We start from the raw sequence: 23462 nt of genomic DNA on the forward strand, positions 1-23462 counted from the left end.
CGTACGGGAAAGGCCGCCCCGCGCATGTCGTGCGGGGCGGCCTCTCCTTCCGTACGCGATGCCGTTACGCGGCGGGCTCCGGCTCCTGCTCCGGCTCCTCCGCCGGCTCCGGGTCGGCCGGGGTCTTCACCGAGTCGAGGAGGAGCTGGGCGACGTCGACGACCGTGACGGACTCCTTGGCCTTGCCGTCGTTCTTCTTGCCGTTGACCGAGTCGGTCAGCATGACGAGGCAGAAGGGGCAGGCGGTGGAGACGATGTCCGGGTTGAGGGACAGGGCCTCCTCGACGCGCTCGTTGTTGATGCGCTTGCCGATGCGCTCCTCCATCCACATCCGGGCGCCGCCGGCGCCGCAGCAGAAGCCGCGTTCCTTGTGGCGGTGCATCTCCTGCTGGCGCAGGCCGGGGACGGCGGACATGATCTCGCGCGGGGGCGTGTAGACCTTGTTGTGGCGGCCCAGGTAGCAGGGGTCGTGGTAGGTGATGAGGCCCTCGACCGGGGTCACCGGGATCAGCTTGCCCTCGTCGATGAGGTGCTGGAGCAGCTGGGTGTGGTGGATGACCTCGTAGTCGCCGCCGAGCTGCGGGTACTCGTTGGCGATGGTGTTGAAGCAGTGCGGGCAGGTCGAGACGATCTTCTTGGCCGACTTCGGCTTCTTCGTCGACTCGTCCTCGTCGTCCTCGCCGAACGCCATGTTCAGCATGGCGACGTTCTCGGCGCCGAGCTGCTGGAAGAGCGGCTCGTTGCCCAGGCGGCGGGGGGAGTCACCGGTGCACTTCTCCTCGCCGCCCATGATCGCGAACTTGACGCCCGCGATGTTCAGCAGCTCGGCGAAGGCCTTGGTGGTCTTCTTGGCCCGGTCCTCCAGGGCGCCGGCGCAGCCGACCCAGTAGAGGTAGTCGAACTCGGAGAGGTCCTCGACGTCCTTGCCCACGATCGGGACCTCGAAGTCGACCTCCTTGGTCCACTCGACGCGCTGCTTCTTCGCCAGGCCCCAGGGGTTGCCCTTCTTCTCCAGGTTCTTGAGCATCGTGCCCGCCTCGGACGGGAACGCGGACTCGATCATCACCTGGTAGCGGCGCATGTCGACGATGTGGTCGATGTGCTCGATGTCGACCGGGCACTGCTCGACGCAGGCGCCGCAGGTGGTGCAGGACCACAGCACGTCCGGGTCGATGACGCCGTTCTCCTCGGCGGTGCCGATCAGCGGGCGCTCGGCCTCGGCCAGGGCGGCGGCGGGGACGTCCTTGAGCTGCTCCTCGGTGGCCTTCTCCTCGCCCTCCATGGTCTTGCCGCCGCCCGCGAGCAGGTAGGGCGCCTTGGCGTGCGCGTGGTCGCGCAGCGACATGATGAGGAGCTTGGGGGAGAGGGGCTTGCCGGTGTTCCAGGCGGGGCACTGCGACTGGCAGCGGCCGCACTCGGTGCAGGTGGAGAAGTCGAGGATGCCCTTCCAGGAGAACTGCTCGACCTGGGAGACGCCGAAGACGGCGTCCTCGGCCGGGTCCTCCCAGTCGATCTCCTTGCCGGCCGTGGTCATCGGCTGGAGCGCGCCGAGCGCGGTGGCGCCGTCGGCGTTGCGCTTGAACCAGATGTTCGGGAAGCCGAGGAAGCGGTGCCAGGCCACACCCATGTTGGTGTTGAGCGAGACCGTGATCATCCAGGTGAAGGACGTGACGATCTTGAGCGCGGCGAAGAAGTAGGTGAGGTGCTGGACGGTGCTCAGGTCGAGGCCGTCGAGCAGCGCGATCAGCGGGTACGAGGCGAAGAAGCCCGGCTCCCAGCCCGTCACGTGGTGCTGGACGCCTTCGAGGGCCCGCAGCGTCATGATGCAGACGCCGACGATCAGGATGACCGCCTCGACGAAGTAGGCCTGGCCCGTCTTGGAGCCGGTGAAGCGGGACTTGCGGCCCGCCCTGGCCGGGTTGCTGAGCTGCCGGATCACGATGAGGGTCACGATGCCGAGGACCGTCATCAGGCCGAGGAACTCGGTGAAGATCTCGTACGGCAGCCAGTCGCCGATGATCGGGATCAGCCAGTCGGCCTGGAAGAGCTGGCCGAAGGCGTTGACGATCGTGAGGAGCAGCGAGAAGAAGCCCACGGCCACGAACCAGTGCGCGAAGCCGACGATGCCCCAGCGGTTCATCCGGGTGTGGCCCAGGAATTCCTTGACCAGGGTGACCGTGCGCTGGGTGGGGTCGCCGGTGCGGGAGCCCGCGGGCACGGGCTGCCCGAGGCGCACGAACCGGTAGATCTGCACGGTGGCACGGCCGAACAGCGCGACGGCCACCACCGTGATGGCGATCGACACGATGATCGCGGCGAGTTGCATGAGGGGCTCCTCGGGCGGGCCTACTAAGCGGTAACTTATGGAGTCCGTGCTGAGATTACCCGTTCGGGGCCCGCTGATGCAGGGGCCCTCGCGGTGATCTGTGTCGCTCAGGCAACCCTTGCCGGGACTTAGGCAATCCTTGCCGGGCGACCCGCCGCGCGGCCTGCCGCGCGGCGTCTGCGCACTGCTGGAAGCGTACGCGCCAGGACGAGCAGATCCGTCCCCAGCCAGTGGTGGTCCACGTAGTGGAGGTCGAGCAGCTCCCGCTCCTCCCACGGCAGGTCCGAGCGGCCGCTGATCTGCCACGGCCCGGTGACCCCCGGTCGTACGGAGAGCCGGCGGCGTCCCTCGCCCGCGCACTCCCGGTGGCCGGGGGTCAGCGGACACGGTCCGACGAGCGACATCCGGCCCGTCACGACGTGCAGCAGCAGGGGCAGCGCGGCCAGCGGGCTCCTGGTGCGGAAGGTCAGCATCGTGAAGGGCCGCCCCTCCAGGCCCGCCACCGTCCGGCGGCGCAGCACCCCGCGGCCGGGCGTCGCCGAGCCGAGCGCGACGGAGAGGGCGACGGCGGTGAGCAGCGGGGACAGGACGGCGAGGAGGGCGAGACCGCCCAGGACGTCGAAGGCGCGCTTGGCCGCCGTTCCCCTGCCGGCCGCCGTTCCCGTATCCGCTGCCATTCCCCCACATCCTTCCGCGTGAGAATCATGGGATATTCGTGGAATATGCCCTCTTTGCCCGGGAAGGGGCACCCGGACTCTCTCACGGGTCGCCCTCCCGGGAAGGGGAATGACGCGCTCCCTCACCCCTCCGGGCCGGGCCTTTGAGCGAATGGGCCGACGAAGAGTTGAGCCGAATCGACTCAGGTCTGTTGACTCGGCCCCCGGAGTCGTGCATCCTTGAGCCAGTACCACTCAAGTCAGTCAGCTGGAGGAATCGAAATGGCACGTGCGGTCGGCATCGACCTGGGCACGACTAACTCCGTCGTCAGCGTTCTGGAAGGCGGCGAGCCCACCGTCATCACCAACGCCGAGGGCGCCAGGACCACGCCGTCCGTCGTCGCCTTCGCCAAGAACGGCGAGGTGCTCGTCGGCGAGGTGGCCAAGCGCCAGGCCGTCACCAACGTCGACAGGACCATCCGGTCGGTCAAGCGCCACATGGGCACCGACTGGAAGATCGAGATCGACGGCAAGAACTTCAACCCGCAGCAGATGAGCGCCTTCATCCTGCAGAAGCTGAAGCGGGACGCCGAGGCCTACCTGGGCGAGAAGGTCGTCGACGCGGTCATCACCGTCCCGGCGTACTTCAACGACTCCGAGCGCCAGGCCACCAAGGAGGCCGGTGAGATCGCGGGCCTCAACGTCCTGCGCATCGTCAACGAGCCGACCGCGGCCGCCCTGGCCTACGGCCTCGACAAGGACGACCAGACGATCCTCGTCTTCGACCTCGGTGGCGGCACCTTCGACGTGTCCCTCCTGGAGATCGGCGACGGCGTCGTCGAGGTGAAGGCCACCAACGGTGACAACCACCTCGGTGGCGACGACTGGGACCAGCGCGTCGTCGACTACCTGGTGACCCAGTTCCAGAACGGCCACGGCGTGGACCTGGCCAAGGACAAGATGGCCCTCCAGCGTCTGCGCGAGGCGGCCGAGAAGGCGAAGATCGAGCTCTCGTCCTCGACCGAGACCACGATCAACCTGCCCTACATCACGGCCTCCGCCGAGGGCCCGCTGCACCTGGACGAGAAGCTCACGCGCGCCCAGTTCCAGCAGCTGACCTCGGACCTCCTGGAGCGCTGCAAGGTTCCGTTCCACAACGTCATCAAGGACGCGGGCATCGCCCTCTCCGAGATCGACCACGTCGTCCTCGTCGGCGGCTCGACCCGCATGCCGGCCGTCGCCGAGCTGGTCAAGGAGCTCACCGGTGGCCGCGAGGCCAACAAGGGCGTGAACCCGGACGAGGTCGTCGCCATCGGCGCCGCCCTCCAGGCCGGCGTCCTCAAGGGCGAGGTCAAGGACGTCCTGCTCCTCGACGTCACCCCGCTGTCCCTCGGCATCGAGACCAAGGGCGGCATCATGACCAAGCTCATCGAGCGCAACACCACGATCCCGACCAAGCGGTCCGAGATCTTCACGACGGCCGAGGACAACCAGCCGTCCGTGCAGATCCAGGTCTACCAGGGCGAGCGCGAGATCGCGGCGTACAACAAGAAGCTCGGCATGTTCGAGCTGACCGGCCTCCCGCCGGCCCCGCGCGGCGTCCCGCAGATCGAGGTCGCCTTCGACATCGACGCCAACGGCATCATGCACGTGACCGCGAAGGACCTGGGCACGGGCAAGGAGCAGAAGATGACCGTCACCGGCGGCTCCTCGCTGCCGAAGGACGAGGTCGACCGGATGCGCCAGGAGGCCGAGCAGTACGCGGAGGAGGACCACCGCCGCCGCGAGGCCGCCGAGTCCCGCAACCAGGGCGAGCAGCTCGTCTACCAGACGGAGAAGTTCCTCAAGGACAACGAGGACAAGGTCCCCGGCGACGTCAAGGCCGAGGTCGAGGAGGCCCTCGCCGAGCTGAAGGAGAAGCTCAAGGGCGAGGACACCGCCGAGATCCGCACCGCCACCGAGAAGGTCGCAGCCGTCTCGCAGAAGCTGGGCCAGGCGCTGTACGCCGACGCCCAGGGCGCCCAGGCGGCCGGCGACGCCGGTGCCGCCGGCCAGGCGAAGGCCGACGACGACGTCGTCGACGCCGAGATCGTGGACGACGAGCCCAAGAAGGGCGGTCAGGCGTGACCGAGGAGACCCCGGGCTTCGAGGAGAAGCCCGACGTCCCCTCCGGCGCCACCCCTGACGACGCCGCCGAGGCCGTCGAGGACTCCGCCCAGGAGGACGCGACGGCCCCGGCCGGGGACGCAAGCAGCCAGAAGCCGGCCGGTACCGCGGGCCTCACCGCCCAGCTGGACCAGGTGCGCTCCGCGCTCGACGAGCGCACCGCGGACCTCCAGCGGCTCCAGGCCGAGTACCAGAACTACCGCCGCCGCGTGGAGCGGGACCGGGTCACGGTCAAGGAGATCGCCGTCGCGAGCCTCCTGTCCGAGCTCCTTCCCGTGCTCGACGACGTCGGCCGGGCCCGGGACCACGGCGAGCTCGTGGGCGGGTTCAAGTCGGTGGCCGAATCGCTGGAGACCGTCGTCGCCAAGATGGGTCTGCAGCAGTTCGGCAAGGAGGGCGAGCCCTTCGACCCGACGATCCACGAGGCCCTGATGCACTCGTACGCGCCGGACGTCACCGAGACGACCTGCGTGGCGATCCTGCAGCCCGGGTACCGGATCGGCGAGCGGACCATCAGGCCCGCCCGCGTGGCCGTCGCCGAGCCCCAGCCGGGCGCGGCCCCGGCCAAGGACGAGAAGCAGTCGGCCGACGAGGAGAGCGGTGCCCCCGAGGAGGGGTGACGCAACGATCGTCCGGAAGGAGGGACGTCGATGAGCACGAAGGACTTCGTCGAGAAGGACTACTACAAGGTCCTCGGCGTCCCCAAGGACGCCACCGAGGCCGAGATCAAGAAGGCGTACCGGAAGCTCGCCCGCGAGAACCATCCGGACGCCAACAAGGGCGACACCAAGGCCGAGGAGCGCTTCAAGGAGATCTCCGAGGCGAACGACGTCCTCGGTGACCCCAAGCGGCGCAAGGAGTACGACGACGCCCGCGCGCTCTTCGGGAACGGCGGCCTCCGGGCCGGCGGTCCCGGGGGCGGCGGCTCGTTCAACTTCGACCTGGGCGACCTCTTCGGAGGCGCCCAGGGCGGCCCCGGCGGCTTCGGCGGCGGGGGCGGCGGCATCGGGGACGTCTTCGGCGGCCTGTTCAACCGCGGCGGGGGCGGCGCCCGCACCCAGCCGCGGCGCGGCCAGGACGTCGAGTCCGAGGTGACGCTCAGCTTCACCGAGGCCATCGAGGGCGCGACCGTGCCGCTGCGGATGTCCAGCCAGCAGCCGTGCACGGCGTGTTCGGGCACCGGCGACAAGAACGGCACCCCCCGGGTGTGCCCGACCTGCGTCGGCACCGGGCAGGTCTCGCGCGGCAGCGGCGGCGGCTTCTCGCTCACCGACCCCTGCGCGGACTGCAAGGGGCGCGGCCTCATCGCCGAGACCCCCTGCGACGTCTGCAAGGGCAGCGGCCGGGCCAAGTCCTCCCGCACCATGCAGGTCCGCATCCCGGCCGGCGTGAGCGACGGCAAGAAGATCCGGCTGCGCGGCAAGGGGGCGCCGGGCGAGCGCGGCGGGCCCAACGGCGACCTGTACGTCGTCGTGCACGTCGACGCCCACCCGGTCTTCGGCCGCCAGGACGACAACCTCACGGTCACGGTGCCGGTCTCCTTCACGGAGGCGGCGCTCGGCGGCGAGGTCAAGGTGCCGACCCTCGGCGGCCCCGCGGTCACCCTCAAACTGCCCGCGGGCACGCCGAACGGCCGGAAGATGCGGGCCCGGGGCAAGGGCGCGGTCCGCAAGGACGGCACGCGCGGCGACCTGCTCGTCACGGTCGAGGTCGCCGTGCCGAAGGAGCTGGACGACAAGGCACGCGAGGCCCTGGAGACCTATCGCGAGGCGACCGCCTCCGAGGACCCGCGGGCCGAGCTGTTCCAGGCCGCGAAGGGAGCGTGACCCGGTGGAAGGGCGCCGACGCAATCCGTACGAACTGACCGACGAGTCGCCGGTGTACGTCATCTCGGTGGCGGCCCAGCTCTCCGGTCTGCACCCCCAGACCCTCCGTCAGTACGACCGGCTCGGTCTGGTCTCCCCGGACCGCACGGCGGGCCGGGGGCGGCGCTACTCGGCCCGCGACATCGAACTGCTCCGCCAGGTGCAGCAGTTGTCGCAGGACGAGGGCATCAACCTGGCCGGGATCAAGCGCATCATCGAACTGGAGAACCAGGTCGCGGCGCTCCAGAGCCGGATCGCCGAGCTGTCGGCGGCGGTGGACGGCGCGGCGGCGGCGATGCGGCAGCGCGAGGCCCAGGTGCACGCCTCCTACCGGCGCGACCTCGTGCCGTACCAGGACGTGCAGCAGGCCAGCGCGCTGGTGGTCTGGCGCCCCAAGCGCGGCGAGTAGCCCCGCACTTCGCCCTCATGCCACGAGGCCCCCTCCGCACCCGCGGAGGGGGCCTCGCGCGCGTCCCGGGGGATCAGGGGATCAGCTCGGTCACGATGTCGCCGACCGTCTCCCACCAGGGGGCCGCGCCCGTGCCGAAGGCGGCGGCGAGGGCGGTGCCGACGGCGAGGTCGAGCGGTTCGGGGGCGCGGTCCGGCGGCCACTCGGCGTCCACGCGCCCGTCCCCGCCGGAGACCAGGGTGCCGAGCCGCCGCCCGTCCCGGGTCAGCCGGCTCTCCGCGTACGAGCAGGGGACGAGCCGGTGGCGGACCCCGCCGGTGACGGCGTCCACCCGGTAGGAGCGGCGCAGCAGCCGCCCCCGGGCGGGGCGGAGGACGGCCGGGGCGCCGTCCACGGTGAGCGCGAGGAGGGCCGCCTTGCGGGTGCCGATCGGGACGTGGTCCACGGGCGCGGTCCCGGGGGCCCGTACGAGCTCCACGACGGGCAGTCCCGGCCCGGAGACGCGCAGGGTCCCGGCGGGCCCGTCGAGTTCGATCCGTACGTCCGCGTCCATGTCCATGGGGGTGTTCACCGTGCTGGTTCGTCCTGTTCGAGGATGCCGGACCGGGCGATGAGGTAGCCGAGCTGGGCCCGGCTGCCGCTGCCGAGGGTGGCGGCGAGTTTGGCGATGTGGGCCCGGCAGGTGCGCACGTTCATCCCGAGCCGGCGGGCGATGGCCTCGTCCACGTGCCCCTCGACGAGGAGCCGGGCGATGGAGCGCTGGACGCCGCCGATGCCGTCCACGGACGGCTTGTAGGGGATCTCCTCGTCCCAGGGCACGCCGTGCAGCCAGAACTGCTCGAAGACGCCGACGAGGTACTGGACGAGCCCTTCGTGGCGCAGTTCCAGGGCGACCTGGCGGTCGCTGCGGGCCGGTACGAAGGCCACCTTCCGGTCGACGATGATCAGCCGGTCGATGATCTCTTCCAGGGTGCGCAGGGCGAGCCCGTAGGGGGCGACCCGCTCGACGTAGGCCAGGGTGGCGGGGTGGTGCCGGGCGGTGTGCTGGTAGAGCGTGCGCATGCGGACGCCCCGGTCGAGCAGGGGTTCCATGCGGCGCAGGGCCGCTTCGAGGGTCTCGGGCCGGCGTCCGCTGCCCGGCTGGACGGTGAGGAGCTCCGTCGTGCACTCGTTGATGACGCGGTCCAGCGTGGCGTTGATGACGCTGAGGCCTTCGAGGACGGTGATCGCCTGTGTGGCGGAGGGGTCCGGCGTGTGGATCGCGAGGAACGGCTCGAACACGTCGGCCAGGGCGATGGCGTGCTGGCGGCGCGCCTGGATCTCCTGCTCTATGGGGTGGATGAGCTGGTTCAGGGCGATCGTGGGCGGGATCGGGTGCAGCCACTGGCTGTCGTCCGGATCCGGGTGCAGGAGCGACAGTTCCTTCAGGCAGGGGGCGGCCTCGGCCTCGGAACGGGCTATTCGGCCCGTGCGGAGGGCTTTCGCGTACAGGTCCTTGCCCACGGCGCACAGTTCCCCGCGACTGTGCTTATGTGTGGAAGCGTCACATTCAAGCCCCATTTACACCCCCTCAGGGTCATGCATTACAGGAACATGATGCCCGGCTTGGGTGGTGAAAAGGAGCTGGTGTGAGCCATCGTCTAAAGCGCGGGGGGGAGGTAGTGATCAAAAGAGGTGGAGATCGGCCATGACCAGGATGGTTCGTGCACTTGGCGCCATAGCCGTTGCGGCGGCTGCTCTCGGTGCGCTCGCCGTTGGCGAGCCCTCGTGGGAGACGCACCCGGCGCACTCGGTGGCGGGGCAGAACGAGCCCTCGTGGGAGACCGCCCCGGCGCGCGAGCTGCTCGCCAAGCCCGGTGAGCCCTCGTGGGAGACCGCCCCGGCACATGGGGTGCTCGCCAAGCCGGGCGAGCCCTCGTGGGAGGTCGCCCCGCTGGAGGGGGAGCCCTCCTGGGAGATCGCGCCCAGGGGCGTCGGAGCGTGAGCGTCCCACCGGACGACCGCAGGTTCCGTCGGGAGATGGCCTCGGCCTACCGGTCGGGCTGGCACTTCGTCGACCTCGCCACGGCCATCCCCCACCGTGGCGACTCGCTGAAGGTCACCCTCTTCGGAGAACCGATCGTCGTCGCACGGGAGCAGGACGAGGACGTCCGCGCCTACCGGTGCCTGCGCCGGCCGCGCGGCGCCCCGCAGCCCATCCGCTGTGCCATCCGGTACGGCATGATCTTCGTCAACCTCGACCAGCGTGACCACCAGCTGATCGAACCCGAGACCATCACCGCCACCCCCCGCAGTGCCTGAGCGATCCCCCCGTCGTTGTAGGTCGCCCAGGTACTTCCCCCACACAGCGGCGCCATCGCGGACCTGAAACGCGATGGCGCCGCTGTGCTGCGCCCGTGTTTTTTCCGGACGCCCGTGTTCTTCCCGGGCGCCCGTGTTCCTTCCGGGCCCCCGGTCCGCCTCAGGCGCGGCCCATCGCCCGCGTGAGGGCGATCTCGATCACGACCCGGTCCGGGTTCGGGGCCGGCGTGCGGCCGTAGCGCTCCGCATAGCGGGCCACGGCGTCCTCGACGGCCTCCGGCTCCGTGCGGATCCGGGCGACGCCCTCCAGGGTGGCCCAGCGCGCCCGGTCGACCTGGCAGACCGCGACCCGCGCGCCCTCCTCGCCCGCCGCCAGGACGTTGGCGATCTTCCGGCTGTGTCTGTTGGCGATCACCCGCGCGTACCCGCCCTCGGGGTCGTACGTGACGCCGACCGCCACCACGTGCGGCGTGCCGTCCGGGCGCGGCGTGGTCAGGGTGCACACGTGCTTCTCGCGCCAGAAGGCGAGGTAGGAGTCGGAGGGGTTCCTGGGATCCGTTGCCATACCCGGAAAGTACCCGCCGGACCGCCCCCTCCGTTAACTTGAGCGCCTTCGGCTCAACTTTGTGTACCCTGTAAGGGTCACGGAAATCGTGGAGCGGACCCGCACCCGTACGGGACCGCGCAGGCGACGCATGCCGAGGAGGAGCAACCGCACATGGACGCCGAACTGACCAACAGGAGCCGGGACGCGATCAACGCGGCCACCAGCCGCGCCGTGTCCGAGGGACACCCGGACCTGACCCCGGCCCATCTGCTGCTCGCCCTCCTCGCCGGCCAGGACAACGAGAACATCACCGACCTGCTCGCCGCCGTCGAGGCCGACCAGGCGGCCGTGCGCTCCGAGGCCGAGCGGCTCCTCGCCGCCCAGCCGAGCGTCACCGGCTCCACGGTCGCGCCCCCGCAGCCCAACCGCGAGCTGCTCGCGGTCATCGCGGACGCCGCGCGGCGGGCCGAGGAGCTCGGGGACGACTTCCTCTCCACCGAGCACCTCCTCATCGGTGTCGCCGCCCGGGGCGGCCGGGCCGGTGAGATCCTCGACCGGCAGGGCGCGAGCGCGAAGAGGCTGCTGGACGCCTTCGAGACGAACAGGGGAGGACGCCGGGTGACCACACCCGACCCGGAAGGGCAGTACAAGGCGCTGGAGAAGTTCGGCACGGACTTCACCGCCGCCGCGCGCGAGGGCAGGCTGGACCCGGTCATCGGCCGCGACCACGAGATCCGGCGCGTGGTCCAGGTGCTCTCCCGCCGCACCAAGAACAACCCGGTCCTCATCGGCGAGCCCGGCGTCGGCAAGACCGCCGTCGTCGAGGGACTCGCCCAGCGGATCGTGAAGGGCGACGTCCCCGAGTCCCTGAAGAACAAGCGGCTCGTCTCGCTCGACCTCGGCGCGATGGTCGCCGGCGCGAAGTACCGCGGCGAGTTCGAGGAGCGCCTGAAGACCGTCCTCTCCGAGATCAAGGAGAGCGACGGCCAGATCATCACCTTCATCGACGAGCTGCACACGGTCGTCGGCGCGGGCGCCGGCGGCGACTCCGCCATGGACGCGGGCAACATGCTCAAGCCGATGCTGGCCCGCGGCGAGCTGCGCATGGTCGGCGCGACCACCCTGGACGAGTACCGCGAGCGGATCGAGAAGGACCCCGCCCTGGAGCGCCGCTTCCAGCAGGTCCTGGTCGCCGAGCCGACGGTCGAGGACACCATCGCGATCCTGCGCGGCCTCAAGGGCCGGTACGAGGCCCACCACAAGGTGCAGATCAACGACTCCGCCCTGGTGGCCGCCGCGACCCTCTCCGACCGGTACATCACCTCCCGCTTCCTGCCCGACAAGGCCATCGACCTCGTCGACGAGGCCGCCTCCCGGCTCCGCATGGAGATCGACTCGTCCCCGGTCGAGATCGACGAGCTCCAGCGCTCCGTGGACCGGCTCCGCATGGAGGAGCTGGCCCTGAAGAACGAGACCGACGAGGCGAGCAAGCAGCGCCTGGAGAAGCTGCGGCGCGACCTCGCCGACCGCGAGGAGGAGCTGCGCGGCCTCACCGCCCGCTGGGAGAAGGAGAAGCAGTCCCTCAACCGGGTCGGCGAGCTGAAGGAGCGCCTGGACGAGGCCCGCGGCCGCGCCGAGCGCGCCCAGCGCGACGGCGACTTCGACACCGCCTCCAAGCTGCTCTACGGCGAGATCCCGGCCCTGGAGCGGGAGCTGGAGGAGGCCTCGGAGGCCGAGGCCCGGCAGGAGTCCTCGAAGGACACCATGGTCAAGGAGGAGGTCGGCCCCGACGACATCGCGGACGTGGTCGGCTCCTGGACCGGCATCCCCGCCGGCCGCCTCCTGGAGGGCGAGACGCAGAAGCTGCTCCGCATGGAGGACGAGCTCGGCAAGCGGCTCATCGGCCAGTCCGAGGCCGTCCGGGCCGTCTCCGACGCGGTGCGCCGCACCCGCGCCGGGATCGCGGACCCCGACCGGCCCACCGGCTCCTTCCTCTTCCTCGGCCCGACCGGCGTCGGCAAGACCGAGCTGGCGAAGGCGCTCGCGGACTTCCTCTTCGACGACGAGCGGGCCATGATCCGCATCGACATGTCGGAGTACGGCGAGAAGCACTCCGTCGCCCGCCTGGTCGGCGCGCCTCCCGGCTACGTCGGCTACGAGGAGGGCGGCCAGCTCACGGAGGCGGTCCGCCGCCGCCCGTACAGCGTGGTCCTGCTCGACGAGGTCGAGAAGGCGCACCCGGAGGTCTTCGACGTCCTGCTCCAGGTCCTGGACGACGGCCGGCTCACCGACGGACAGGGCCGGACGGTGGACTTCCGCAACACCATCCTGATCCTGACCTCGAACCTGGGCAGCCAGTACCTGGTCGACCCGGCGACCTCCGAGGACGTGAAGAAGCAGCAGGTCCTGGAGGTCGTGCGGGCCAGCTTCAAGCCGGAGTTCCTCAACCGGCTGGACGACCTGGTGGTCTTCTCGGCCCTCGACCGGGCCGAGCTGGGCCGGATCGCCCGGCTCCAGATCGACCGGCTCGCCAAGCGGCTCGCCGAGCGGCGCCTCACCCTGGACATCACCCCGGAGGCCCTGGAGTGGCTGGCCGAGGAGGGCAACGACCCGGCGTACGGGGCCCGGCCGCTGCGCCGTTTGATCCAGACGGCGATCGGCGACCGGCTCGCCCGGGAGATCCTGGCGGGCGAGGTCCAGGACGGCGACACGGTCCGGGTGGACCGGTTCGAGGACGGCCTGATCGTGGGCCCGGCGGCCCGCTAGCCGCAGGTCAGAGGTCGAAGGCCTTGACGCGTACGAGGGCGGTCCCCTCGTCCTCGTACGCGATCGAGACGTCCACGAACAGCACCTCGTCGTACGACGCCCGCACGCATACGTCCACCTCGCAGAAGGACTCGGGCTCCCCGGCCGGATAGGTCGCGGCCAGCCAGGCCCCGACCCCGGCCCGGCCCGTCCGGAATTCCGCCTCGACCTGCGTGTCCTGGAAGTGCGCCGCCGTGCACCGGGCGTCCCGGGCGTCCGCCGGGAGCGTCCCCCGGGCGAACTCCATGGCCTTCGTGCAGTCGACCTGCTGCGTCCGGCCCATCTCGCTCCAGGCCGTCGCGCCCCAGGCCAGCAGGGCCATCGGCCCGCCGCAGACCACCGTCACCACGGCCGTCGCCCAGACCCAGGTCCACGGGCGCGCCTTCACCGGCTTCCGTTTCGGCACCGCTTCTTCCCCCATGTGCACCAGATCTTGTCAGCCCGCAGCGGATCGCGGGAGCGGGGGTTGCCATGGACCGGCCGGGATGGGGGAGGATGGCGAGCATCCGTACGAAGGGAAATACACGGTGAGCATCGACCCGTCCTCGATTCCGAATTTCGGGGGCCAGCCCCAGCCTCAGGCCGCAGGACCGGCGGGCCCCGTCGTCCCCGACCAGGACCTCGTCAAGCAGCTCCTCGACCAGATGGAGCTGAAGTACGTCGTCGACGACGAGGGTGACCTCGCGGCGCCGTGGGAGGAGTTCCGCACCTACTTCATGTTCCGCGGCGAGGACGAGCAGCAGGTCTTCTCGGTCCGGACGTTCTACGACCGCCCGCACTCGGCCGACGACCGCGTGAAGATCCTCGACGCGATCGACGACTGGAACCGCCGCACCCTGTGGCCCAAGGTCTACACCCACCTGCACGAGGAGGAGGACGGCTCCGCCACCCTCCGCCTCATCGGCGAGGCCCAGATGCTGATCGGCACCGGCGTCGCCCTGGAGCACTTCGTGTCCTCCACGGTCAGCTGGGTCCGCGCCTCCATCGAGTTCGACAAGTGGATCGTGGAGCAGTTCGGCCTGGAGTCCCCGGAGGACAAGGCCGGCGGCGACGAGGCCTGAGCCCCGCCCGAGCGCGAAGGAGCCCGGCCCCCTGTCACAGGGGGCCGGGCTCCTTTCCTTACTCCCTTGCCGGGCACCCCGTCCCACCTCGCCGACCTGAAGCGGGTCTGGACGCCCAGGGTGTCGAGGAGGCCGGAGACCAGTCGGCTCAGGGTGCGGGAGGAGACGCCGAGGCGGCGGGCGATCGCCCCGTCCTTCACGCCGTCGGCGAGCAGGCGGACGATGACCGGCTCCTGGCCGTCCGGGGCGGGCCGGGCCGGGCCGTCGGGCCTCCCTGGGGCCGGGGCGGAGCCGTACACGACACCGACGGCTCCGGCCGTACCGACGCGCCGTCCGGACGGTACGGGAATCTCCGTCATGTCCACCAGGCCCACGCCCGGCACCTCCGTGAGGCGCTCGACGAGTGCCGGCCGGTCCGGTGGCGGGACGACCGGCGGCGGCGCGTCCGGTGGCGGGACCACCTTGAAGTGGAACGCCACCCCGCCCCGGCCCGCACCCCCGTCACGTCCCGGCGGGGGTTCCGGGCTCTCCGCGGGGAGACCTATACCAAGCTGTTGACCTGTGCTTTTGCCAACACGGTCGGGCCGAGGGCCCTGCCGGACCTCATGCGGGACGAAGGGCGTCGGTCGAGGACGCCAAGCGCTGCAGGCGGGTGGTGGCCTCGGTGAGGACGTCGTCCCGTTTGCAGAAGGTGAAGCGGACCTGGCTGCGGCCGGCGTCGGGGTCGTCGTAGAAGACGGAGTTGGGGATGGCGACGACGCCGCAGCGTTCGGGGAGGGTGCGGCAGAAGGAGTGGGCGTCCTTCTCGCCGAAGGGCGTGATGTCGGTGGTGATGAAGTACGTGCCCTCCGGCTGGTAGACCTCGAAGCCGGCCGCACGCAGGCCGTCGCCGAGCAGGTCGCGCTTGCGCCGCAGGTCGGCGCGGAAGCCGTCGAAGTACGCGTCCGGCAGCCGGAGCGCCTCGGCGATCGCGTACTGGAAGGGGCCCGCGCTGACGTACGTCAGGTACTGCTTGGCGGTCCGGACCGCGGAGACGAGCGGGCCGTCCGCCGTCACCCAGCCGACCTTCCATCCGGTGAAGGAGAAGGTCTTGCCGGCCGAGGAGATGGTGACGGTCCGCTCCCGCATGCCGGGGAGGCTCGCGATGGGGACGTGGGCGGCGCCGTCGAAGACCAGGTGCTCGTACACCTCGTCGGTGACCACGAGCAGGTCGTGCTCGACAGCGAGCGCGGCGATGGCGCTCTGCTCGTCGGCGGTGAGGACCATCCCGGTCGGGTTGTGCGGGGTGTTGAGGAGCAGGAGGCGAGTGCGCGGGGTGATCTTGGATCGCAGTTCGTCCAGGTCCGGGCGGAAGGACGGGGCCCGCAAGGTGAGCGGTACCCGCTTCGCGCCGGCCATGGCGACGCAGGCCGCGTAGGAGTCGTAGAAGGGCTCGAAGGCGATCACCTCGTCACCGGGCTCCAGCAGCGCGAGCATGGCCGCCGCGATCGCCTCCGTCGCGCCCGCGGTGACCAGGACCTCCGTGTCGGGGTCGAGGCTCAGGCCGTAGAAGCGGCGCTGGTGGTCGGCGATCGCCCGGCGGAGCTCCGGGACGCCCGGGCCCGGCGGGTACTGGTTGCCGCGGCCGTCGCGCAGCGCTCGTACGGCAGCCTCGCGTACGGACTCCGGGCCGTCCGTGTCGGGGAACCCCTGGCCCAGGTTGATCGCGCCCGTCGCTGTCGCCAGTGCCGACATCTCCGCGAAGATCGTCGTCCCGAGCCCGTCCAGCCTGCGGTTCAGCAGCGGCCTGCCGCTCATGTCTCCACCGTCCTCACTCGAGTGTCCGTCGATGCTTCGAGCGCCATCCTGGCCGATGCCGGGCGGGGAGGTCACGCGGCCAGTGCCCAACGGGCGGGTGAAAGGGGATCGACCTGGCCGACCTTCCAGCCCGTGAACGAGGACGTCTTGCCGGCCGACGAGAGGGTGACCGTGCGCTCCCGCATGCCCGGCAGGCTCGCGATCGGCACGTGCTCGGCGCCGTCGAGGACCAGGTGCTCGCAGACCTCGGCCGTGACGACGAGCAGGTCCCGCTCGACCGCCGGCTCGACGACGGCGGTCGGCTCGGCCCGGGTGAGGACGGTGCCGGTGGGGTTGTGCGGGGTGTTGAGCGGGATCAGCCGCGTCCGGTCGGTGACGGCGGCCCGCAGCTCGGGGACGCCCGGCCCCGGCGGGTACTGGTTGCCCCGGCCGTCCCGCAGGGCGCGCACCGCCGCCTCCCTGACCTCCTCCGGACCGTCGGTGTCGGGGAAGCCCTGGCCGAGGTTGATCGCGCCGGTCCTGGCGGCGAGCGCGGACGTCCCGGCGAAGAGCGTCGTGCCGAACTCGGCGAGGCGGCGGTTGAGCGGCGGCCGTGTCATGCCCGCCATCCTGGGCCCAAGCTCTGGACTTGCTCAAGTGTGCTTTGGGCCGGGAACGGCATGGGAATCTCCCTCGCACAGAAGAACGGGGGTAGTACTCATGGCACTCATCATCGGCATCGTCCTCACGGTGGCGGTCGTCGTCGTCATCGTTCTCGTCGCCACCGCCGAGAAGCGGCGTAAGGCCGCCGCGCAGCGCGCCGCCATCCGCAAGTCCCTCGCCGCGTATCGCGTCGCGGCCGCCCGCTCCGGGAGCACGAAGCGGAGCGGCCGGCGGAAGAGCGGCAGCAGCAGCGGCAGCAGCGGCTGGGTCGCCGGGGGCGGCTGCGGTTCCGGCAGCTCCTGCGGGTCCAGCAGCTCCTGTGGTTCCAGCGGCTCCAGCGGCTCCAGCTGCGGTGGCGGCGGCTGCGGCGGCAGTTGAGCGGGCGGGCCGCCGGCCACGGGGGTGTCGGCGGCCCGTCGGTACGCGTGTGCGGGTGGTGGTTTGTCGGTACGCCTGTGTGGGCGGTGGTCCGTCGGTACGCGTGTGCGGGCGGTGGTCCGGTGCGCGGTCGACGGTCCCGAGCGAGGTCGACGGTTCCGAGCGCGCGGGGACCGTCGGCGGGCGGCGGCACCGAGCACACGGGGCCGTCCGCCGGCGTGCGCCCCGGCGGTCGGTTCCGGTTGAACAATTGAACTGTGGGGTCCCCGAAGGGGTTGGAAACCACGGCAAGTTGGGTAAAAACGCTGCGAGTCGTCCGGCGTCCGTGGTTCTCTCGCTCCTGACAGAGACAGCCCTCGGACCGTGTGTGGACCCGAGCCGGCGATTCCCCACTCCCGTTGAAATCCTTCACCGGGGCGCCCCCGGCCCACCCGTCAAACCGTGTTTGCGGAGCCGACCCATGCTCACCACCCTGAAGACCTCCTACACCGACACGCGCGCGGCCGACCTGGCCTGGGCGCTCGGGCGCGAGCCGCTGCCCGCCCTCGCCGCCCTCGACCTCGAACTCTCCGGCGCCAAGCTCCAGTTGAGGCTGCTCGGCGCCTCCCACCAGGTTCTCCTGGAGGAGGAGGGGCGCACCTGTTCGGAGACCGTGGCGTGCATGCCCGGCAGCAGCACCCCGCTCCCGCTCGGCGTCTCCAAGCGCGTCGGCGGCTGGGACTACGAGTTCGCCGCGCGCGTCGAGACGCTCTCGGACGGCTCCTTCGCGGGCCGCGCCCAGGAGTTGCTCGCCCTCGTCGCCGACCACCCCCACGGTCTCGCCGGCACCTTCCCCGGCTCCCCGCACGCCTTCACCGCGATGCTGGCCCAGCGCCACGAGGGCCAGGTCCGCTGGCGCACCTGGCACGCCTACCCGCAGGAAGGGCAGTTGGTGGTGACCAGGACCAGGATCGGCGCGCGCATGCCCGCCGCACTCTGATGCGCCCCCCGAAAGCCCCCTGCGCACTCGTCCGGGTGACCGGGGGCGCTCGGGGCGTGACGTAGCGTTACTGCATGATCGAGCCGACCCTGACCGTGCCACCCGAGGAACGGGCACGGCGGGCGCCCGCGCGGCGGCCCGTCCGGCCGCGCGAGGCGGTACGGTTCCCGGTCCTCGCGGTGGTCTTCGTCTGCGCCGCCTGCGGCCTGGTCTACGAGCTCGAACTGGTGGCGCTCTCCTCGTACCTGATCGGGGACTCGGTCACCCAGGCCTCCGTCGTGCTCTCCGTGATGGTCTTCGCGATGGGAGTGGGCTCGCTCCTCGCCAAGCGGCTGCGCTGCCGCGCCGCCGTCGGCTTCGGCCTGGTCGAGGCCGCGCTCGCGCTGGTCGGCGGCTGCTCGGCGATGGTGCTGTACGCGGCCTTCGCCTGGTTCGGCGAGTCGCGGTACGTGGTCGTGGCGTTCTCGCTCGCGATCGGGGTGCTCATCGGCGCGGAGATCCCCCTCCTGATGTCGCTGATGCAGCGGACCGGGCGGAAGGCGGGGGCCGGGGAGCCGGACGACGCGGCCGGGACGGTCGCCGACCTCTTCGCCGCCGACTACGTCGGCGCGCTGGTCGGCGGCCTCGCCTTCCCGTTCCTGCTGCTTCCCTGGCTCGGCCAGCTCACCGGCGCGCTCGTCACCGGCGCGGTGAACGCCGTCGCGGGCGGCGGGCTCGTCCTCTGGGTGTTCCGCCGCGACCTGACCGCCCGCTCCCGGGCCCTGCTCCTCGCCGTGAACCTGGGCGTCCTGGCCGTCCTCGCCACCGCGACCGTCCTCGTCGACGACTTCGAACAGGCCGCGCGCCGGGCCGTCTACGGGGAGGACGTGCGGGTCGCCGTCCACACCGACCTCCAGGAGGTCGTGGTGACCGGGGGCCCGGAGGGGCCGCCCGACCTGTTCCTCGACGGCCGGCTGCGGGTCTCGGGCCGGGACGAGTACCGCTACCACGAGGCGCTCGTCCACCCCGCGATGAACGGCCCGCACGCGCGCGTCCTGATCGTCGGCGGCGGGGACGGGATGGCCGTCCGCGAGGTGCTGCGCCACCCCGGCGTCCGGTCCGTGACCGTCGTGGAGCTCGACCCCGTGGTCGTCCGCCTCGCCCGCACCGATCCGGCGCTCGCCCGGCTCAACGCGCGGGCGTTCCTGGACCCGCGCGTCCGGGTCGTCCACGAGGACGCCTTCCACTGGCTGCGGGGCGCCGCCGACCGGGTGCGGGAACGTTACGACGTGGTCCTCTCCGACCTGCCCGACCCCGGGATCACCTCCAGCACCAAGCTGTACTCGGAGGAGTTCTACGGGCTCGTGGCCCGGGTCCTCGGTCCGTCCGGGCGGTTCGCCGTCCACGCCGGCTCGGTCACCGACCGGTCCCGCACCTACTGGACGGTCGACACCACCCTGCGCGCCGCCGGCTTCGCGACCCGGCCCTACAGCGCGAGCGGCCGCACCCCCGGCTTCGCCGCGGGCCCCGACCGCGCCGACCGCGCCACCGGTACGGGGCCGGGACCCTGCGACTGGGGCTTCCTCCTGGCGGTCCCGGGCGACCGGCCGCCCGCCCTCGGCCTCGCCCCCGACGCGCCCCGGCCGCGTTCGCTCGACGCGGACGCCCTGGCGGTCGCCGCCGTCCGCGCCGAACGGACCCGGGGCGCCGAGGCCCCGCCCTCCTCGACGCTGGTGCACCCGCGGTACGGCGACTGAGGACCGGGCCCGGGGCCTCCGATGCGGAGCGAACAGGCGACGCGGAGCCCCGGTCTGAGTAGGCTCGGCTCCCATGGAGCATGAGGTGTTCGTCCCGGTACCGGCCGAGGCCCTGCGCGCGACGCTCACGGACCCGGTCCGCGTGGTGCGCTGCGTGCCCGGTCTCCAGCGGGACGCCGACGCGGAGCCCCTCGCGGGCAGGCTCAAGGTCCGGGTCGGCGGCCACACCATCACCTACCGGGGCGCGCTGCGGATCGTCGAGCGGGACGGCGCCATCACCTACGAGGGCGAGGGCACCGAGGCCCGGGGCAAGGGCGAGGCGGAGCTGTCCCTCACCGTGGTCCTCACTCCGCTGGCCGAGGGCACGAACCTGAGCTTCACGGGCGCCCTGACGGCGACCGGCCGGCTCGCCGAGGAGACGGACGCGACCAGGGAGGCGGCGGGCACGCGCCTGCTCGAACGGTTCGTGGAGTCGCTGACGGAGGTCGCGGGGGAGGAGCCGGGGGAGAGCGCCGGTGCCGATCCCGTACTCGACGCGCTCGATGGGCCCGACGCACCGGACGTGCTCGATGGGCCCGACGCACTCGACGCCGAAGACGCCGAAGACGCCGAAGACGCCGAAGACGCCGAGGGCGCCGAGGGCGCCGACGACGACGGTGTCGACGACGGGGTGGAGGAGCCCTCCGACCACGGCGCCGTCTTCGACGCCCCGGTGCCGCCCCCCGCCCTCGACCCCCTTCCCGACGAGGGCTTCGGGGACGCGCCGGCCGAGTTCCCCGCCCCGCAGCCCGCCGCCGAGGCCGCCCACGCGCGCCGGACCATGATCGGCCGGAGCGCCGAGGAGGTCGACCACGCCCCGCCGCGCGGCCGGTACGCCCCCGTCCCCGCGCCGGAGACGACCAGCGCCGGGGCCACCCTGCGCTGGATCGCCCCGGCCGCGGCCCTCGCGCTCGCCTCCGCCGTCGTCGTCGGCCGGGCCCTGCGGCGACGCCGCTGAGGAACCGCCCGGCGAAGCCGCCGGGGGCGCCTTGCCGCACACCCCGGCGCCGCCCCCGAAACGGTCGGCCGCGTTCCGTGCCGCGCGGGCTTAGGGTCGAAGCGTGAGCATGCAGACGCGACTGACGGCGGGCGACGCCGAGTTGACCATCAACCCCGACAACGGCTGCCGGATCGAGGGCCTGCGCATCGGCGGCACCGAGGTGCTGCGCCAGGGCGAGCGGTACGGGTGCTTCCCGATGGCGCCCTGGTGCGGGCGGACCGGGAACGGGCGCTTCCGCAACGGCGCCACCACCCACCGGCTCCCGGTCAACGCGCCTCCGCACGCCATCCACGGCACCGTCCGCGACCTCGCCTGGAAGACCGCCCGCACCTCCGCGACCGAGGCCGTGTTCGTCTGCGAGCTCGGCGACCCCTGGCCGTACGGGGGCCGGGTCACCCAGGTCTTCGAGCTGGCCGAGGACTCCCTCAGCCTCCGCTTCGGCGTCGAGGCCTACGACGACTCGTTCCCGGCCCAGGCCGGCTGGCACCCCTGGTTCCTGCGCAACCTCGGGCGCGGCGGTCAGGACGTACGGGTCGACTTCACGCCCGCCTGGCAGGAGGAGCGCGGCGAGGACCACCTCCCCACCGGCCGCCGGATCGACCCCCTCCCCGGCCCCTGGGACGACTGCTTCGGCATGCCCGGCGGCGTCGACGTCGCCCTCACCTGGCCGGAGGAGCTGGAGCTGAGGGTCACCGGCCGTACCGAGTGGGTCGTGATCTACGACGAGCAGGCGGAGGCGGTCTGCGTCGAGCCGCAGTCCGGTCCCCCGAACGGCCTCAACACCCACCCGCGCCTGGTCACCCCGATCGACCCCCTGGAGATCGAGAGCACGTGGAGCTGGCGCCGCCTCTGACCGGTGAGCCCCTCAGGGCCTGGTCGGCGGGCCAGGCCCTAAGCTCAGGAACATGACTGACGTACGCGCTGAGCTGCTCCAGCAGATCAAGGACAAGGCCGTGGTGCACGGCAAGGTGACCCTCTCCTCGGGTCTGGAAGCCGACTACTACATCGACCTGCGCCGGATCACGCTGGACGGCGAGGCCGCGCCGATGGTCGGTCAGGTCATGCTCGACCTCACGGCCGACCTGGACTTCGACTGCGTCGGCGGTCTGACCCTGGGCGCCGACCCGGTCGCCACCTCGATGCTGCACGCCTCCGCCGCGCGCGGGCAGCGCCTGGACGCCTTCGTCGTGCGCAAGGCGCAGAAGGCGCACGGCATGCAGCGCCGCATCGAGGGCACGGACGTCAAGGGCCGCCGCTGCCTCGTCGTCGAGGACACCTCGACCACCGGCGGCTCGCCGCTGACCGCCGTCGAGGCCGTCCGCGAGGCGGGCGGCGAGGTCGTCGCCGTGGCGACGATCGTGGACCGGGGCGCCGCCGACGCCATCGCCGGGGCGGGGCTGCCGTACCTCACCGGCTACCAGCTCGGCGACCTCGGCCTGGCGTAACTGCCGCGAAGTCGTGACTTAGGGTCCGGGGCAGGGCGAGAACGGTCCTGACCTGCACTTTCTGCCAGGGGCGGGGTGTTTCACGTGAAACACCCCGCCCCTCGGCGTGCCGGGCCCATGGGAGCCCGGACAAGAGTCTGGAAGGATGGGGGCGACGATGACGTCGCCCCCAGGTCAGGGACAGCAACAGCACACACCCCGCACATCACAAGGAGCGGACGAATGCCCATCGCAACCCCCGAGGTCTACAACGAGATGCTCGACCGGGCGAAGGCAGGCAAGTTCGCCTACCCGGCCATCAACGTGACCTCGTCCCAGACCCTGCACGCTGCTCTGCGCGGCTTCGCGGAGGCCGAGAGCGACGGCATCATCCAGATCTCGACCGGCGGTGCCGAGTTCCTGGGCGGTCAGTACAACAAGGACATGGTCACGGGCGCCGTCGCCCTGGCCGAGTTCGCGCACATCGTCGCCGCGAAGTACGACATCACGGTCGCCCTCCACACCGACCACTGCCCGAAGGACAAGCTGGACGGCTACGTCCGTCCGCTGCTCGACGTCTCCGCCGAGCGCGTCGCCCGGGGCGAGAACCCGCTGTTCCAGTCGCACATGTGGGACGGCTCCGCCGAGACCCTCGCGGACAACCTGGCCATCGGCCAGGAGCTGCTCGCGAAGGCCGCCGCCGCCAAGATCATCCTTGAGGTCGAGATCACCCCGACCGGCGGCGAGGAGGACGGCGTCACCCACGAGATCAACGACGAGCTGTACACCACCGTCGATGACGCGATCCGCACCGCCGAGGCCCTGGGCCTGGGCGAGAAGGGCCGCTACCTGCTCGCCGCGTCCTTCGGCAACGTGCACGGCGTCTACAAGCCGGGCAACGTCGTGCTCCGCCCCGAGCTGCTCAAGGACCTCCAGGCCGGCGTCGCCGCTAAGTTCGGCAAGGCCGACCCGTTCGACTTCGTCTTCCACGGCGGCTCGGGCTCCACGGCCGAGGAGATCGCCACGGCCCTGGAGAACGGCGTCGTGAAGATGAACCTCGACACCGACACCCAGTACGCCTTCACCCGTCCGGTCGTGGACCACATGTTCCGCAACTACGACGGCGTCCTGAAGGTCGACGGCGAGGTCGGCAAGAAGTCCACCTACGACCCGCGCACCTGGGGCAAGCTGGCCGAGGCCGGCATGGCCGTCCGCGTGACCGAGGCGTGCGCCGCGCTGCGCTCGACCGGCACCAAGCTCAAGTAAGCACGTCATGAGCGAAGGGCCCGGCACCCCCGAACGGGGATGCCGGGCCCTTCGTACGCCGAAGA

At 71.6% G+C, this 23462-nt stretch carries 22 protein-coding genes and 1 pseudogene; 15 read left to right on the top strand and 8 right to left on the bottom strand.

What is annotated here, in order from left to right; genetic code table 11:
• Nucleotides 1–64 precede the first annotated feature (64 nt).
• Nucleotides 65–2326: a (Fe-S)-binding protein gene (locus ACWGSR_RS04570; RefSeq protein ID WP_453563472.1), complete on the bottom strand. Its 2262-nt coding sequence runs from the start codon at nt 2324–2326 to the stop codon at nt 65–67.
• Nucleotides 2327–2454: 128 nt separating this feature from the next.
• Complete coding sequence (locus ACWGSR_RS04575) at nt 2455–3003, bottom strand: sugar transferase (RefSeq protein ID WP_453563475.1); 549 nt, start codon at nt 3001–3003, stop codon at nt 2455–2457.
• A gap of 261 nt (nt 3004–3264) precedes the next feature.
• On the opposite strand from ACWGSR_RS04575, the gene dnaK reads away from it, so the two are divergent.
• The 4 genes from dnaK to ACWGSR_RS04595 are packed head-to-tail and all read left to right on the top strand — an operon-like array spanning nt 3265 to nt 7422.
• Complete coding sequence (gene dnaK, locus ACWGSR_RS04580; protein ID WP_376233056.1) at nt 3265–5109, top strand: molecular chaperone DnaK; 1845 nt, start codon at nt 3265–3267, stop codon at nt 5107–5109.
• A complete protein-coding gene (gene grpE / locus ACWGSR_RS04585; protein WP_376233053.1) occupies nt 5106–5768 on the top strand; it encodes a nucleotide exchange factor GrpE in 663 nt (220 codons plus the stop codon). The genes dnaK and grpE overlap by 4 nt, the downstream gene beginning before the upstream one ends.
• A gap of 30 nt (nt 5769–5798) precedes the next feature.
• The gene (gene dnaJ, locus ACWGSR_RS04590; protein WP_376233050.1) at nt 5799–6974 is read left to right on the top strand and encodes a molecular chaperone DnaJ; all 1176 of its coding nucleotides are present in this window, start codon (nt 5799–5801) and stop codon (nt 6972–6974) included.
• A 4-nt stretch (nt 6975–6978) separates the two neighbouring features.
• Complete coding sequence (locus ACWGSR_RS04595) at nt 6979–7422, top strand: heat shock protein transcriptional repressor HspR (RefSeq protein WP_121830304.1); 444 nt, start codon at nt 6979–6981, stop codon at nt 7420–7422.
• Nucleotides 7423–7495: 73 nt separating this feature from the next.
• Here ACWGSR_RS04595 and ACWGSR_RS04600 read toward each other — a convergent pair whose 3' ends face one another.
• Nucleotides 7496–7981 carry a hypothetical protein gene (locus ACWGSR_RS04600; RefSeq protein WP_453563659.1) on the bottom strand — a complete coding sequence of 162 codons (486 nt, stop codon included), beginning with the start codon at nt 7979–7981 and terminating at the stop codon, nt 7496–7498.
• 8 nt (nt 7982–7989) lie between these two features.
• Complete coding sequence (locus ACWGSR_RS04605; protein ID WP_376233046.1) at nt 7990–8982, bottom strand: helix-turn-helix transcriptional regulator; 993 nt, start codon at nt 8980–8982, stop codon at nt 7990–7992.
• A gap of 127 nt (nt 8983–9109) precedes the next feature.
• Here ACWGSR_RS04605 and ACWGSR_RS04610 point away from each other — a divergent pair, with 127 nt between their 5' ends.
• Complete coding sequence (locus tag ACWGSR_RS04610) at nt 9110–9406, top strand: hypothetical protein (RefSeq protein WP_366373468.1); 297 nt, start codon at nt 9110–9112, stop codon at nt 9404–9406.
• Nucleotides 9403–9723 (top strand): Rieske (2Fe-2S) protein, encoded by a 321-nt coding sequence (locus ACWGSR_RS04615; protein WP_030206166.1) that lies wholly within the window; start codon nt 9403–9405, stop codon nt 9721–9723. The genes ACWGSR_RS04610 and ACWGSR_RS04615 overlap by 4 nt, the downstream gene beginning before the upstream one ends.
• 160 nt (nt 9724–9883) lie before the next feature.
• On the opposite strand, the gene ACWGSR_RS04620 is transcribed toward ACWGSR_RS04615, so the two are convergent.
• The gene (locus ACWGSR_RS04620) at nt 9884–10288 is read right to left on the bottom strand and encodes a pyridoxamine 5'-phosphate oxidase family protein (RefSeq protein ID WP_376233043.1); all 405 of its coding nucleotides are present in this window, start codon (nt 10286–10288) and stop codon (nt 9884–9886) included.
• 153 nt (nt 10289–10441) lie between these two features.
• Here ACWGSR_RS04620 and clpB point away from each other — a divergent pair, with 153 nt between their 5' ends.
• Nucleotides 10442–13036 (top strand): ATP-dependent chaperone ClpB, encoded by a 2595-nt coding sequence (clpB, locus tag ACWGSR_RS04625; RefSeq protein WP_453563480.1) that lies wholly within the window; start codon nt 10442–10444, stop codon nt 13034–13036.
• A gap of 7 nt (nt 13037–13043) precedes the next feature.
• Here the strand turns inward: clpB and ACWGSR_RS04630 are convergent, their stop codons facing one another.
• Nucleotides 13044–13481, bottom strand: coding sequence for a hypothetical protein (locus ACWGSR_RS04630; protein WP_453563482.1), 438 nt, complete (start codon nt 13479–13481; stop codon nt 13044–13046).
• Nucleotides 13482–13602: 121 nt separating this feature from the next.
• Between ACWGSR_RS04630 and ACWGSR_RS04635 the strand changes: the two genes are divergently transcribed.
• The gene (locus tag ACWGSR_RS04635; protein ID WP_366373475.1) at nt 13603–14136 is read left to right on the top strand and encodes a type III secretion system chaperone family protein; all 534 of its coding nucleotides are present in this window, start codon (nt 13603–13605) and stop codon (nt 14134–14136) included.
• A gap of 603 nt (nt 14137–14739) precedes the next feature.
• On the opposite strand, the gene ACWGSR_RS04640 is transcribed toward ACWGSR_RS04635, so the two are convergent.
• Nucleotides 14740–15933: a pyridoxal phosphate-dependent aminotransferase gene (locus tag ACWGSR_RS04640; protein ID WP_453563486.1), complete on the bottom strand. Its 1194-nt coding sequence runs from the start codon at nt 15931–15933 to the stop codon at nt 14740–14742.
• Nucleotides 15934–16043: 110 nt separating this feature from the next.
• Nucleotides 16044–16541: pseudogene (locus ACWGSR_RS04645) on the bottom strand (aminotransferase class I/II-fold pyridoxal phosphate-dependent enzyme); the annotation flags it as partial.
• Between the two features lie 91 nt (nt 16542–16632).
• Between ACWGSR_RS04645 and ACWGSR_RS04650 the strand changes: the two are divergent.
• From ACWGSR_RS04650 to fbaA, 7 genes are all read left to right on the top strand, one after another.
• Nucleotides 16633–16953: a hypothetical protein gene (locus tag ACWGSR_RS04650; RefSeq protein WP_453563487.1), complete on the top strand. Its 321-nt coding sequence runs from the start codon at nt 16633–16635 to the stop codon at nt 16951–16953.
• A gap of 460 nt (nt 16954–17413) precedes the next feature.
• Nucleotides 17414–17932 (top strand): DUF2617 family protein, encoded by a 519-nt coding sequence (locus ACWGSR_RS04655; protein ID WP_453563490.1) that lies wholly within the window; start codon nt 17414–17416, stop codon nt 17930–17932.
• Nucleotides 17933–18006: 74 nt separating this feature from the next.
• Nucleotides 18007–19668 carry a polyamine aminopropyltransferase gene (locus ACWGSR_RS04660; protein WP_453563492.1) on the top strand — a complete coding sequence of 554 codons (1662 nt, stop codon included), beginning with the start codon at nt 18007–18009 and terminating at the stop codon, nt 19666–19668.
• A gap of 73 nt (nt 19669–19741) precedes the next feature.
• Nucleotides 19742–20665, top strand: a complete 924-nt coding sequence (locus tag ACWGSR_RS04665) for an SRPBCC domain-containing protein (RefSeq protein ID WP_453563494.1) — start codon at nt 19742–19744, stop codon at nt 20663–20665.
• Nucleotides 20666–20774: 109 nt separating this feature from the next.
• Complete coding sequence (locus ACWGSR_RS04670; protein ID WP_376233175.1) at nt 20775–21560, top strand: aldose epimerase family protein; 786 nt, start codon at nt 20775–20777, stop codon at nt 21558–21560.
• Nucleotides 21561–21612: 52 nt separating this feature from the next.
• A complete protein-coding gene (pyrE, locus tag ACWGSR_RS04675) occupies nt 21613–22152 on the top strand; it encodes an orotate phosphoribosyltransferase (protein ID WP_376233021.1) in 540 nt (179 codons plus the stop codon).
• 222 nt (nt 22153–22374) lie between these two features.
• On the top strand, nt 22375–23397 hold the full coding sequence (fbaA, locus tag ACWGSR_RS04680) for a class II fructose-bisphosphate aldolase (protein ID WP_366373486.1): 1023 nt from the start codon (nt 22375–22377) through the stop codon (nt 23395–23397).
• Nucleotides 23398–23462 lie beyond the last annotated feature (65 nt).

This window comes from Streptomyces sp. NPDC055632 (assembly GCF_053618675.1).

Bases quoted from the DNA above. Each gene is read 5' to 3' on its own strand.
- ACWGSR_RS04610 (WP_366373468.1), top strand. From the start codon at position 9,110: ATGACCAGGATGGTTCGTGCACTTGGCGCCATAGCCGTTGCGGCGGCT.
- pyrE (WP_376233021.1), top strand. From the start codon at position 21,613: ATGACTGACGTACGCGCTGAGCTGCTCCAGCAGATCAAGGACAAGGCC.
- dnaJ (WP_376233050.1), top strand. From the start codon at position 5,799: ATGAGCACGAAGGACTTCGTCGAGAAGGACTACTACAAGGTCCTCGGC.
- ACWGSR_RS04600 (WP_453563659.1), bottom strand. From the start codon at position 7,981: ATGGACATGGACGCGGACGTACGGATCGAACTCGACGGGCCCGCCGGG.
- fbaA (WP_366373486.1), top strand. From the start codon at position 22,375: ATGCCCATCGCAACCCCCGAGGTCTACAACGAGATGCTCGACCGGGCG.
- clpB (WP_453563480.1), top strand. From the start codon at position 10,442: ATGGACGCCGAACTGACCAACAGGAGCCGGGACGCGATCAACGCGGCC.
- ACWGSR_RS04660 (WP_453563492.1), top strand. From the start codon at position 18,007: ATGATCGAGCCGACCCTGACCGTGCCACCCGAGGAACGGGCACGGCGG.
- ACWGSR_RS04665 (WP_453563494.1), top strand. From the start codon at position 19,742: ATGGAGCATGAGGTGTTCGTCCCGGTACCGGCCGAGGCCCTGCGCGCG.
- dnaK (WP_376233056.1), top strand. From the start codon at position 3,265: ATGGCACGTGCGGTCGGCATCGACCTGGGCACGACTAACTCCGTCGTC.
- ACWGSR_RS04640 (WP_453563486.1), bottom strand. From the start codon at position 15,933: ATGAGCGGCAGGCCGCTGCTGAACCGCAGGCTGGACGGGCTCGGGACG.
- ACWGSR_RS04570 (WP_453563472.1), bottom strand. From the start codon at position 2,326: ATGCAACTCGCCGCGATCATCGTGTCGATCGCCATCACGGTGGTGGCC.
- ACWGSR_RS04655 (WP_453563490.1), top strand. From the start codon at position 17,414: ATGCTCACCACCCTGAAGACCTCCTACACCGACACGCGCGCGGCCGAC.
- ACWGSR_RS04670 (WP_376233175.1), top strand. From the start codon at position 20,775: ATGCAGACGCGACTGACGGCGGGCGACGCCGAGTTGACCATCAACCCC.
- ACWGSR_RS04575 (WP_453563475.1), bottom strand. From the start codon at position 3,003: ATGGCAGCGGATACGGGAACGGCGGCCGGCAGGGGAACGGCGGCCAAG.
- ACWGSR_RS04650 (WP_453563487.1), top strand. From the start codon at position 16,633: ATGGCACTCATCATCGGCATCGTCCTCACGGTGGCGGTCGTCGTCGTC.
- ACWGSR_RS04605 (WP_376233046.1), bottom strand. From the start codon at position 8,982: ATGGGGCTTGAATGTGACGCTTCCACACATAAGCACAGTCGCGGGGAA.
- ACWGSR_RS04620 (WP_376233043.1), bottom strand. From the start codon at position 10,288: ATGGCAACGGATCCCAGGAACCCCTCCGACTCCTACCTCGCCTTCTGG.